Origin of the sequence: Lachnoanaerobaculum sp. ICM7 (assembly GCF_000287675.1) — a bacterium.
Lineage (GTDB): Bacteria > Bacillota > Clostridia > Lachnospirales > Lachnospiraceae > Lachnoanaerobaculum.
In genome coordinates this window covers 72593-84773 of the sequence record NZ_ALJL01000005.1, presented here as the reverse complement: position 1 = coordinate 84773, position 12181 = coordinate 72593, and the positions used below count along the sequence as shown (strand labels likewise).

Genomic DNA, 12181 nt, shown 5'->3' with positions numbered 1-12181 from the left:
TAAAGAGGCACTGGTAGGAATAGAGCCAACCGGTCACTACTGGTTTGATCTTGGGCAGTTCATGGGTGAAAAGAACATAAAGTTTGTGATGGTAAATCCGCACCATGTGCATAAGACCAAAGAATTAGATGACAATAGTCCATCTAAAAATGACAGAAAAGATCCTCGTGTTATTGCAGGGCTTGTAAGGGATGGACGATATTTTTATTCATATATGCCGACAGGTGTATATGCAGAACTGCGGAATGCGTCAAACCGCCGGTTTGTGCTTGTAGAAGAACAGACAAGGGCGAAGAACCGTCTGCAGAAGTGGGTTGCAGTGTATTTCCCGGAATATAAGGGGATTTATACACACATAGATGCCAAGGGAGGTCTGCTGGTGTTAAAGCAGGCACCAACTCTTGAGGAGATAGTAAGACTAGGAGTGGAAGGTATCATAAAGATATGGAAAGACGCTAAACTCCGAGGAAATGGGCATAAGAAGGCTATGCTGATTCTGAATGCAGCCATGAAAAGCATAGGATTAAAAGCAGGTCTTACAGAAGCTAGGATGGAGATACAGGATCTGATAGAGGATTATGAACTCCAGACAAAACGCCTTGAACGGGTCAATGACCTGATCAAAGAACTGTGCCAACAGGTCAGGTATGCGGATAAGCTGCTTGAAATAAAAGGTATAGGAATAACAACCGTAGCTGGTTTCATAGCAGAAGTTGGTGATATCACGCGCTTCGATAGCACGAAAGAACTTCAGAAACTGGCAGGATTGGAACTGGTGGCAGATAGCTCCGGCAAGCATAATGGAAAGACAAAGATAAGCAAAAGAGGACGCAAGCGTCTCAGATATCTTTTTTTCGAGGCAGCGATATCGGTGGTGGGAAAGAATGAAGAATTCAAAGAAATCCATAGGTATTATACCACCAGGGAAAAGAATCCATTAAAAAAGATGCAGTCACTGATAGCAGTAGCATGTAAGCTGATAAGAGTATTCCATGTGATCCTTACCAAGGGAATCAGTTATGATGCATCAAAGATGTTGAAAGATATTCGACATCCTGGAGAGCAGTTAAAGGCTGCATAACTGAGCAATAAAGAACAACCATAATGATTACAGGAAGCGTCCACCGAAAGGTGCTGTGATCGGAGTGTTTAGATCAGTGATGAAAGTACAAAGAATGAGCTGGTAGCCGGCAGGAATTTTCTCCGGAGGGCATGACCCTGATGAATAGCTAAGCTGGTACCCTGGTTATGGACAGGCATAACGAAGGAAGTGAGGACCCACCGTAAGGAGGATGATCCTGTTGGACATGAGATGTGAGCTGCCATATAGTGATGGGTACACATCGAGGTCATTTAGAATGAATAGTGATGACGTTTTATTTGGTGCACCCATTATTACTATATATCTGCCCTGTATGAGGTAAAGATCACTCCATAACCTTAGTTCTATTCAATGACAGGTATCAAAAAGTATTAAATTTATTGAAAAAAACACTTGATTATATGGAGAGGGTAAGGTTGAATAAATATATAAATTCTATGGTAAGTACAATTTATCTTACTTTGAAAATTGACTTAATAATTATTAAAAAGTATAATAGTAATGAAATATTTTGAGTACTTGTAGATATAAAAGAGGATAATAATGAAAAGAGATAATATAAGTAAAAAGGTGTTACATATTTTGGGTGGAATATTGTTTACAGCAGTAGGTTGCGTGGTTATTCCTGAAATTATGAGAAAATGCAGCAATAAGATTTATAAAAAAACAAATTCTGCCAGAGATATTGATTTTATAAATATAGAGCCTAAGATTAAAGAAAAGGAAGAGCAGTGATGGAAATTAATATAGACAAGATAGCACAAGAGGCTATCAATTTAATTGCTGAAAAAGTTAAAAATCTTAAAAAATTGAATATAATAGTTGCAGGAAAAACAGGTGTAGGTAAGAGTACGTTAATAAATTCAGTCTTTAAAGAAAATTTAGCAGAAACCGGTATAGGTAAACCAATTACTCCACATATGAGAAAATTAACCAAAAAGGATATACCGCTTACAATCTATGATACTCGTGGATTTGAATTGGGTAAAAGAGTTCAATTAGAAGTAAAACAAGAAATTGTAAACCTGATAAATAAAGGATTCGCAAGCAAAGACATAAATAATATAATACATTGTGTTTGGTATTGTATAAATACAGCATCAAATAGAATAGAACCAGAGGAAATAGAATGGTTAAAAGAAATATCTAAGGAAAATCAGACAACCCAGGTACCTATTATCATTGTTTTGACGCAGTCTTTTTCAAAAAAGAAAGCTCAGGAAATGAGGCAGATGCTTTTACTAGAGAATTTAGATGTTGTTCAGATCATACCTGTTTTAGCAGATGATTATGAAATAGAAGATTTGGGCATAGCAAAAGCATATGGTTTGGATAATTTAATAAGTGTTATGGGAGAGGCATTACCGGATGAATTGCAAGATACTTTACAACATGTACAGATTGCAAACTTAGAAGCAAAAAAAAAATATGCACAGGCTGTGGTAGCAACAGCGATGGCTGCGGCAGTAACCGCTGGAGCAGCACCTATACCATTTGCTGATGCTGCAGTACTTATACCAACCCAAGTAACAATGATTGCATCTATAACTGTAGTATTTGGCTTTAATGTAAATAAAAGTATAATTACAGGACTTATTTCATCTACCATTGGAGCAGGTGGAGCGACAGTACTTGGAAAAACTGTTGTTTCAAATATTTTAAAGCTTATTCCAGGAGTAGGTAGTATTGCAGGAGGGGCTATTTCCGCAGGAACAGCTGGAGTCATTACAGCTGCTTTGGGAGAGGCATATATTCGTGTTATGGAACTTGTTTTTAAAGGAGAAATGAAAGTTGAAGATTTAGGTAGTGAAAAGGGAAAGAAAGTAATGTCAGACTTGTTTTTGAATCAATTAGAATTAAAGAGAAACTGACTTAATATAAAACTCATAAATATTAGTTATGATAATAATAAATTTACAAATACTATCTTCATAAAATCATATTAATACATAACTAGGTAAATAACTACAGGTGATTCATTGTTATAGTTGCTGCTTCTCCATCTGTATGGTTCAATAATTGGGAAGAATATATAAATAATAATACCCCATGACAAGTCTGATATATTTAAGTCTTGGAGACAAGGAAGAAAAGACTAAAAATAAAGTTATGGGAAGAAAATGTAGGCGATACTTTCTTTTTATCAAATAAATAAGAGAAAAGTCACAGAACCGGAATACTGATTTTTCGGTTCTATGACTTTTATTTATGTTTACTTATTTTTAGGATTACATAATCTCAGTTATTTTGTCACCGAAGGCTAAGGCATATTTTATATTTTTTGCCGTTTTTTCTATGCTCCATGATCTGAGACTATCGTTGTCTTTTGGTGGTGCAAAAAGACGCTTATTATAAGCTGCAATATAAATACGAGATTCATTGCTGTATAAGGAAAGTTTGCAGTCTGAAATATTGTTGTTAAACCATTCGATAACAGTTGGAGTTAAGAATCTTACGGCTGATTGTTCGTCCGTGCAGTAAGTGTTATAGTGCTTGTCGTACTGTACATCATCTATATTAATCTTCTTGACATCGGACATGGTAGTAAGATAGCCTCCGGTGGTCTCAATGTTAAAGAAATGTTTTGTAGGAACGATACGCAAAGTTCCTTTTAAAGAGTGAGTATTTTTTGTCGAATAGACCTGTCCGATAAAATTGGTAATATCATCAATATATTTTTTTCATGGTGATATCTTCTTGGAATAGTGTGTGCATATAAATCCACTATTTCAAGATCCTTTTCATTGTTGACTTTAAGTGTTCCGGATTGAATATAGTATTTTGCAACGGGAACTACCTCTTCTACATTATTTGGAGAAATATCATTTTCTATGTCAATTTTTGCTGAAGGACAAATGATTTGCAGGATTGGTGCAAGAATTTCTCTTTTGTAAAGTCTGCGTAGTTTGGCTCTTTGATTTGATTACCAACCCGGACTAATAAACGCAAAAATAAGTACACTTAGGATTTGAAGTACCAAAAGGAAGAGAATTAGCCTAGCAATTAGCATAATAAGTTTATCTACAAAAATATTGTCCGGAAGGAGTCCCAGATCTTTTGATAAGAATAAACCGCTACTGACAGTAAAGCAAAAAAATAGAAGAATAATATTTCTAACAAAATAATTTTTAACTCTTTGACTACAATTGACAGTATTCTTGACAGCTCTCCAACTACTCTTAAATCGTGATGTTTTACATAGATTATTTAGTTTCTGTATTTCTTCCAGACTTAAAGTTATTTCCACTATTGTCTCCATTATTTTTATAAACAAATATCAATATTTTTGTTTCGAACTTTTTAAGTATAACATAATTTAACCTGAATTGTTCATGGCGTAATATTTACATTAAAAAACGTACTGTAAATCTTCAAACTTGATTCATGACACTATAACTGACTTAATACACCTAAAAATGGGCAGACTTCCCCTAGGTAGAGTTTTTGAGTAGTTATTAAGCTCTCAAGGTTCATTATTAGTTGATATTCAAGCTGTATAAATAGCTTGCTGATATTGGATAGGGTCTTATAGAACTCATCCTTATAGGGGCAACTGCTACACAGCTTGAATATCATATATCTCGCTGAACGAATTATTTTTGCAGCAAGCTTAATCAGTTTTAAACGGACAGTATCAATGCGTTGTTTTCTCATATTTATAGATAACGCCAATCGTCTAAACCAATTAAAATTTCCGGAAAATCAAGTATAGGCTGTAGAAAGTCTACAACCACTGTGCTTGAATACTGAGTTCCATCGCGAAGCTGAATTTTAAGCAAATCTTCTGTGATTCCATCATAGCAAACAAGTTGATGGTAACCGTTACTTTGATAGTGGAACTTAAATACTCTGCCTTCCTGTTTGCCATAGGCATTAAGAAGTGTTGAGTCCAAATCTAAAATGATAGCTTCCGGCATCTTAATGCTATAAACTTTCTTTCGAAGAATTTGATTTATTGAAAGGAACTGATTCAGTGAATCCTCATCCATTCTATTATGAAATCTTGAAATGGTTGGTTGTGATTAAAGTATCTTTATTCAGCACTGCTTTAAACACAGGATCATTTGTAAGTTCATCTGAAGAATAATATTCAAAATAGCCTGCAATGATTATACACAAATGGACACTCTTTTTATTCACTTGATAAGTGAAAGCAATATTTTGTTAAAATATAGTAATTATATGGCTTTCAGCCACTTACATGGAGTTACCCTGAATAATCTATGATTAAAAATAATACAATAACAATTTGTAAAAGCAATTTAACGAAAACCTGAAGATGAAAAATATCACTAAATTTGGTATAATTAAATATTACAAATAAGGAGGTACGACCTTTGGATAATAAAAATATATCTATCAAAAGTGATAGTGAATATAAAAAGCTATTGTTAGAGTTAAAAGAGAAAGTAAGAAGTAGTCAACTCAAAGCTGCAATAAAGGTAAATTACGAGTTGTTAGATTTGTATTGGACTTTGGGAGAATACATTGTAAAAAAACAAGGACAACATTCATGGGGAGATGCCTTTATAAAATCGCTAGCTAAAGATTTACAAAAAGAGTTTCCTGATATGAAAGGTTTTTCCGAAACAAATATTAAGTATATCAGAAGATGGTATTCATTTTATACGAAAGGTTTGCAAGGTGTAGTTGAAATAGAAAATAATGACAGCAATTCAAAAGGTCTACAGCCTGTAGCCAAATTTGATGAAAGAGTTATTAACAATATCAAACAGATACCATGGGGGCATAATCAAAGAATAATAAATAAGTGCAAAACCATTGATGAAGCCATCTATTATGTTAATAAAACCATTGATAACGGGTGGAGCAGGAATGTACTTGAACATCAAATAGAAAGTGGATTATATGTTAGAGAAGGAAAATCTATAACAAACTTTGAAAAAAGGTTACCTGCTTTACAATCAGATCTTGCAAGACAGACATTAAAAGATCCATATAATTTTGACTTTCTTACAATCCGTGAAGGATACGATGAGAGAGAATTACAAAAAGAACTGGTTGATAAAATTTCTGATTTTTTGCTTGAACTTGGTGAGGGATTTGCCTATATCGGTAAAGAGTATCACTTAAATATAAATGGAGATGATTTTTATATAGATTTGCTTTTCTATAATTTAAATCTTCATTCTTACATTGTTATAGAGCTGAAAGCAGAAAAGTTTAAGCCGGAACATCTAGGACAACTTAATTTCTATGTAACGGCTGTGAATAGAGAATTGAAAACAGATATAGATAATGCTACTATTGGACTTCTGATTTGTAAAGATAAAAATGATATTGTTTGCGAATATTCATTAGAACAAATATCACAGCCTATAGGTATAAGCAAATACGAGATTACTAAGTTGTTTGAAGCAGAATATAGAAGCAGTTTGCCAAGTATTGAAGAAATAGAGAAAAAGGTCAAAGAAATAGACTCTGATAATTAAAAAAGAATGAAATATATATTGACTAATGACAATTAGGAAAACTCACTAATCGTCATTTTTATGATAGTATTGTATAAAATAACTGATAATAGGTGAGGAAAATGAACATAAGATGTTTTCATAACCCGGACGAAGAAAACGGATATTTAAGTAATTGGTATCTTTCAGAGTTTAAAGTAGATTCGATACAGTTTTCATCAATGGAACAGTATATGATGTATAAAAAGGCTATTGTTTTTAATGATACCAAAATTGCAAAGGAAATTTTAGAAACTACAGATGTTTCAAAAATAAAAGCTCTTGGAAGACAGGTTTCAAATTATAATGATACGTATTGGAACGGAGTAAGGCAGATTATTATATACAAAGGCTTGCTTGAGAAGTTTTCTCGGAATGAAGATTTAAAGAAAAGACTTCTGAATACAGGTAATGACATACTTGCAGAATGTGCCGTACAGGATAAAATCTGGGGAATAGGTCTTTCCATGAAAGATGTAAACAGATGGGATATGGAAAAGTGGAGAGGAGAGAATCTTTTGGGATTTGCGTTGATGTTGGTGAGAGAAGAACTTCGGTGTTTTTTATGAAAAAGTTTTTTAAAACAACTTTTAAAATAATTATATTCTTTATAGGATGGGCGGTTTTATCAGGAATAGTTGATGTTCCAAGCAATACACCGGCTGTTTGGAGATTTTTTGCAGAGCTGATACCTCTTGTATTTATGTTGATCTTTACTATTGTATTTATGCTATTTGAAAATATGTCTACAAAAATTCTATTTAATGAAAATATTGCTAAAGGAATTTTAACAGGAACAATAGTCGGTTTTTTATGGATTGGTATTCCGAGTACAATTCTTATATTTTCAAAGCAGCTAATTGTTGCTGAAAAGAATACAATTAGTTTTATTTTATTATGGATTACCTCTGCATTTATAAATGTGGTCATGCAGGAACTGCTTGTGAGAGGGTATATTTATAAGCTTTTGAAAAAAGATTACAATATTTTTGTGGCTGTGCTTGTTAGTACAGTATTATTTACAGCTATGCATTTGGGTGCTTTTGAAGCAGGATTTATCCCTGTTTTAAATGTCATTACGATGTGCCTGTTTACCACAATATTGTATGAAACAGAAAGAACTCTGCTTGCTCCAATTATGGTTCATGCAGTATGGAATATAATTGGAGCAATATTTCTTGGATGTGTAAATTTGGCAGAGGATTATCCTCATATGTTCACCTTGATGTCTTCACAAAACACACTTCTATCAGGTGGAGAATATAAGATAGAAGCAAGTATTATTGTTACAATTATAAATATTGTTTTGACCGCATTATTTTTCATAAAACTTAAATTGTTAAATCGATATAATTAAAACTATAAAGAGGTGAAGTATGTATATTGCAAAATATTGGGGATTGCTATGAGTATTGGATTTGTAAAAGGTATCGATAAAGATAATATTTTACTTTTATGCAAGTGGTCAAATGAAAGAGGAGCGATATTTCAAGAGCAATGGATGGGATCTGAAGTTTCATTTCCGTTAACTTATGAAAAAATAGAAAAGTTGGAAAATAAATTTTCTATCTTTAATGAAGAAGAGTTTATCGGAATGATACAAGAGGTGCGAGTCGAAGAAGATAACATTCACATAGGTAGATTTGTATTAAATCCTACAAAAACAGGATCCGGTCTTGGAACAAAGGCTTTGAAAGAATTTATAGATTTTATCTTTAAAGATGAGAATATTCAAAGTATATCTTTGACGGTATTTGACTTTAATAAAAGTGCAAAGAGAGTATATGATAAGCTGGGTTTTGAGATTTATGAAGTGATTGAAAATCCCAAATTAAAGTATATTATGAAAAAGTTCAGATAATTAAATGGACTTAGCAAAGATAAGATAGTGGCAGTAACGCAAATATTTTAAAGATAGCAAATTTCAGTTTGTAGAAACTGGAAATTTATAAATTAAAATTTACGGAGATAAAATTGAAAGGTATAGATGTTATATACGATAAACAGATCTTAACGCTCACAAGATTTTGGGGTGATAACAGATTATGTTTATTTGCGAAAAATCCAAGTCAAATTAATATTCCCAAAATGGAATTTGTAGGTGGATACCCTAATGAATGGTGTATTTTTATTGAAAACCTTACTGAGGATGAAAAGGCTGAGATTACAGATTTAAATGGAAGACATATAAACTTACAGGAAATAGGTATATAAATTCCGGATTTGAAAATATTGTAAAATTATAATTCACAATATTTTTAAAACGAGAAAGTCACAAAACCGGAATACTTCCTGTTTTGTGACCGTTTTTTAACTCATATTTATTTTGATACTTATATAATCTCAGCTATTTTCTCTGCAAATGTAATAGCATATTTTATATTCCTTGCTGCTTTTTCTATACTCCATGATCGAAGGCTATCTTTGTTTCTTGGTGCTGCAAAAAGACGTTTATTATTATAAGTTGCAATATAAATGCGAGATTCGTTGCTGTATAGAGAAAGTCCACAGTCCGAAGTATCGTTGTTAAACCAATCAATAACGCTAGGTGTTAAGAACATCCTTGCCGATTGTTCGTCAGTACAATAGATGTTGTAGTGCTCGTTGTGCCATAAATCGTCTACATTGATTTTTTTACCACCTGACATGGCACCAAGATAGCCTCCTGTAGTCTCAATATTAAGGAAATGCTTTGTTGGAACAATACGCAAATTTCCTTTTAAAGAATTTGTATTCTTTATAGAGTAAACTTGTCCTATAAAGCCCGTAATCTCATGAAGGTGCTTTATCTCATCCTTTCCGGTAGCTAATCCTTTTGAAACAGTGTATGCATACAAATCTACTATTTCAATATCCTTTTCATTGTTAAGCTTAATTATTCCTGATTGGATATAGTATTTTGCAGCAGGAACCACCTCTTCTACATTACTCGGAGAAATATCATGTTCTGTGTCAATTTTTGCTGAAGGATAAATGGTTTGTAGTATCGGTTCAAGGATTTCACTCTCGTAAAGTACACGCAGTTTGCTTCTTTGCTTTTCTTCCCAACTAGGGCCTATAAAGCTATAAATCAGGACACTTATAATTTGTAGTGCTATAAGAAAAAGAATCAGTCTTACAATGAACTTCATAAGCTTATCTATTAAAACACTGTCAGGAAGTATGCCTTGTTCTTCCAAAAAGAAAAAGCCTATACCGACAATAACGCTTATAAATATAAGAATAATATTCCTAACAAAATAATTCGTAACATTATCTTTACAATTGATGATATTTTGGACGGCTCTCCAACTGCGCTGAAATCGTGAGGTTTTCCATAAATTATTTATTTTCTGTATTTCTTCAGGGTTTAAATTCATTTCCATTATTGTTTTCCTTTTTTATAAACTAATTTCATTTTCTTGCTCATATTATAACAAATAGAAGCCCAATATATAATAGAATAATGTATAATAATTATAAGACATTGCAGATTCAAGATAAGTAGACAGTAGAATTAAAAAATTCTACGCTCAAAGTGATTTATTGGGCATAGATAACTGTCAGTAATGCTTAGGTAGAAAGGAGTAAATGATGCCAAAACAAAAGAAAGATACCATAGAAGCAAAGGGATTTTCTATACAAATTTATACAGAAGATTTTAAGAATGACTATATCAGTTTAACGGATATTGCGAGGTATAAGAATACGGACGATCCAAGATTTGTCATTCAGAACTGGATGAGAAATAGGAACACATTAGAATTTATAGGTTTATGGGAAGCTCTGAACAATGCTGATTTTAACCGTGTGCAATTCGACACGTTTAGAAATGAGGCAGGACTTAATAGGTTCACAATGACTCCTCAAAAATGGATTGATTCTACAAATGCTATTGGTTTCATATCAAAATCAGGGAGATATGGTGGAACTTATGCACATTATGATATAGCAATGGAGTTTGCTTCTTGGATTTCTCCTGAATTTAAGTTATATATTATTCAAGATTACAAAAGATTAAAAAATGATGAAAACTCAAAACTATCTATTTCGTGGAACTTACACAGAGAGATTTCAAAAATCAATTATAGAATTCATACCGATGCGATTAAAACTTATCTTTTGGCAGATCTTACTAGTGAACAATTATCATATAAGTACGCAAGTGAAGCAGATATACTCAATGTAGCACTTTTTGGTAAAAGGGCAAAACAGTGGAGAGAGGAGAATCCGAGCTTAAAAGGCAATATTAGAGATTATGCAAGCCTTAATGAACTCTTGGTACTTGCAAATATGGAAAGCTATAATGCTATTCTGATTGAAAAAGGTGTGGATTAAAAAGAGAGAATGGTGGAGCTTAGAAAACTGGCAAGGACACAGCTTCTATCTTTAGAAAGATTAAATGATGATGGATTGCTTAGTATAGAAAATAAAGACCAGTAAAAGAAATAATATATAATATACTTTAGGACTTTTACTTAAAGTTATAGTGCATATGAAGGGATAATGGGGAAGTAAAATGAATAAATAATAATTACAGAGGCAAATGTTTTAACGAAATTAAGAGGTTTGAAGCTTCTGCTAAAGTTAAAAATCAATGAAACTGATAACGCACGTGTTGCTTAGAACCGATATCTACCAAAATAATGTTTGTAAGCGGCACATAAGCTCAAGTGAAAAAAAGGTAGTGTATGTGATTTATATTAAAAATTATCCTATTCCCTATTAGTATTATCTTATCAGTTGTGTTAGTTTTTCTGATATTCAAGCTTGGTATAGGAACGACATTGCTATATATCGTTATGGTATTCTGCATACTTGTAGAAGTAGCTTATTTCGTTTACGGAGAAATTGGAATAGATATATCCGGATTGTTATTAGCTTCTTGTTTAGCCATTATAGACTTCTTATGGTAGGAGCAATAGTGATAGCATTTATTGAATCAACAAATGAAAAGATTAAAGCAAGTTTAAACAAATTCCAGTCTGGAGAAGAAAGTGAAATGTAGCTATGGATGATAATGGAATAAAAAATATTGAAGATTTGTGTAAGATTAAACCGTATGTTGAAGAAATATGTTACTTTGACAAAAATATTGATAATGAAGAAATAAATCAAGTTTATAAGAGTATAAAGGAATATAACCCAAATGTAAAAACAGAAAAAGGGTTGTGGGCTATTTTTTGTAGAAGAAAAGATGAGAAGTACAAGTGCGTGCAAGTTGGCAGTAGCTATAATATTAATAAAGAACTTAAAGACATACTTGATTTGATGCGACTAGAACCCAAAAAATTTCAGTAGATACTACATTTACTAAAAAGGCTTTTTCTTATGAAATTGGAAGGGATAAAAATAGTGAAAAGTATAGAGCGATATATAAAAAACATGATAACTTTATATTTTTATGTATAAATGCTGATACATTTTCTAAAGAAAGGGGAGAATATGATTCTGTTAATTTTTCTGAGGTAAAGTTTGCATTTTTAACAAAGGCATTACTGTGGAATCCAGCTCCATCTACATCTTCACGCGGAAAGAAAAATAAAGAAAAAGAAATATACAACAAAATTAAAAATGCGGAAATTAAAATTGATTGGTAGAATATCTGTTTGTCTAGTTAAATAAAACT

Annotated in this window: 11 protein-coding genes and 2 pseudogenes; 10 read left to right on the top strand and 3 right to left on the bottom strand. The window is 32.4% G+C overall.

Annotation, left to right across the window (positions count from 1 at the left end; translation table 11 throughout):
* The 3 genes from HMPREF1140_RS01220 to HMPREF1140_RS01210 all read left to right on the top strand — a co-directional run.
* Positions 1 to 1081 (top strand): IS110 family transposase (locus HMPREF1140_RS01220; protein ID WP_009662106.1); only part of this gene is annotated, 1081 nt, incomplete at its 5' end.
* Between the two features lie 564 nt (positions 1082 to 1645).
* Entirely contained in the window at positions 1646 to 1837 is a 192-nt protein-coding gene (locus tag HMPREF1140_RS01215) for a hypothetical protein (RefSeq protein WP_009662109.1), read from the top strand.
* A complete protein-coding gene (locus HMPREF1140_RS01210) occupies positions 1837 to 2973 on the top strand; it encodes a YcjF family protein (protein WP_009662084.1) in 1137 nt (378 codons plus the stop codon). Before HMPREF1140_RS01215 ends, HMPREF1140_RS01210 begins: the two co-directional genes overlap by 1 nt.
* 357 nt (positions 2974 to 3330) lie before the next feature.
* On the opposite strand, the gene HMPREF1140_RS13655 is transcribed toward HMPREF1140_RS01210, so the two are convergent.
* Positions 3331 to 3705 carry a DUF3137 domain-containing protein gene (locus tag HMPREF1140_RS13655; RefSeq protein ID WP_242822849.1) on the bottom strand — a complete coding sequence of 125 codons (375 nt, stop codon included), beginning with the start codon at positions 3703 to 3705 and terminating at the stop codon, positions 3331 to 3333.
* Between the two features lie 883 nt (positions 3706 to 4588).
* Positions 4589 to 5257, bottom strand: a pseudogene (locus HMPREF1140_RS13140) (transposase); the annotation flags it as partial.
* 182 nt (positions 5258 to 5439) lie between these two features.
* Between HMPREF1140_RS13140 and HMPREF1140_RS01195 the strand changes: the two are divergent.
* The 5 genes from HMPREF1140_RS01195 (at position 5440) to HMPREF1140_RS01175 (ending at position 8787) form a co-directional block, all read left to right on the top strand.
* A complete protein-coding gene (locus tag HMPREF1140_RS01195) occupies positions 5440 to 6555 on the top strand; it encodes a PDDEXK nuclease domain-containing protein (RefSeq protein ID WP_009662098.1) in 1116 nt (371 codons plus the stop codon).
* Between the two features lie 101 nt (positions 6556 to 6656).
* Positions 6657 to 7142 (top strand): NADAR family protein, encoded by a 486-nt coding sequence (locus tag HMPREF1140_RS01190; protein ID WP_009662095.1) that lies wholly within the window; start codon positions 6657 to 6659, stop codon positions 7140 to 7142.
* The gene (locus HMPREF1140_RS01185; RefSeq protein ID WP_009662083.1) at positions 7139 to 7930 is read left to right on the top strand and encodes a CPBP family intramembrane glutamic endopeptidase; all 792 of its coding nucleotides are present in this window, start codon (positions 7139 to 7141) and stop codon (positions 7928 to 7930) included. The genes HMPREF1140_RS01190 and HMPREF1140_RS01185 overlap by 4 nt, the downstream gene beginning before the upstream one ends.
* 48 nt (positions 7931 to 7978) lie before the next feature.
* Entirely contained in the window at positions 7979 to 8434 is a 456-nt protein-coding gene (locus HMPREF1140_RS01180; protein ID WP_009662091.1) for a GNAT family N-acetyltransferase, read from the top strand.
* Between the two features lie 113 nt (positions 8435 to 8547).
* Positions 8548 to 8787 (top strand): hypothetical protein, encoded by a 240-nt coding sequence (locus HMPREF1140_RS01175; protein WP_035619658.1) that lies wholly within the window; start codon positions 8548 to 8550, stop codon positions 8785 to 8787.
* A 119-nt stretch (positions 8788 to 8906) separates the two neighbouring features.
* On the opposite strand, the gene HMPREF1140_RS01170 is transcribed toward HMPREF1140_RS01175, so the two are convergent.
* Positions 8907 to 9938, bottom strand: coding sequence for a DUF3137 domain-containing protein (locus HMPREF1140_RS01170; protein WP_009662072.1), 1032 nt, complete (start codon positions 9936 to 9938; stop codon positions 8907 to 8909).
* Positions 9939 to 10146: 208 nt separating this feature from the next.
* Between HMPREF1140_RS01170 and HMPREF1140_RS01165 the strand changes: the two are divergent.
* Both HMPREF1140_RS01165 and HMPREF1140_RS01160 read left to right on the top strand, forming a co-directional pair.
* Positions 10147 to 10995 (top strand): annotated as a pseudogene (locus HMPREF1140_RS01165) (KilA-N domain-containing protein).
* Positions 10996 to 11562: 567 nt separating this feature from the next.
* Positions 11563 to 11853, top strand: coding sequence for a hypothetical protein (locus tag HMPREF1140_RS01160; RefSeq protein WP_009662089.1), 291 nt, complete (start codon positions 11563 to 11565; stop codon positions 11851 to 11853).
* Positions 11854 to 12181: the final 328 nt, after the last annotated feature.

Bases quoted from the DNA above. Each gene is read 5' to 3' on its own strand.
- HMPREF1140_RS01190 (WP_009662095.1), top strand. From the start codon at position 6,657: ATGAACATAAGATGTTTTCATAACCCGGACGAAGAAAACGGATATTTA.
- HMPREF1140_RS01185 (WP_009662083.1), top strand. From the start codon at position 7,139: ATGAAAAAGTTTTTTAAAACAACTTTTAAAATAATTATATTCTTTATA.
- HMPREF1140_RS01170 (WP_009662072.1), bottom strand. From the start codon at position 9,938: ATGGAAATGAATTTAAACCCTGAAGAAATACAGAAAATAAATAATTTA.
- HMPREF1140_RS01215 (WP_009662109.1), top strand. From the start codon at position 1,646: ATGAAAAGAGATAATATAAGTAAAAAGGTGTTACATATTTTGGGTGGA.
- HMPREF1140_RS01180 (WP_009662091.1), top strand. From the start codon at position 7,979: ATGAGTATTGGATTTGTAAAAGGTATCGATAAAGATAATATTTTACTT.
- HMPREF1140_RS01210 (WP_009662084.1), top strand. From the start codon at position 1,837: ATGGAAATTAATATAGACAAGATAGCACAAGAGGCTATCAATTTAATT.
- HMPREF1140_RS01160 (WP_009662089.1), top strand. From the start codon at position 11,563: ATGGATGATAATGGAATAAAAAATATTGAAGATTTGTGTAAGATTAAA.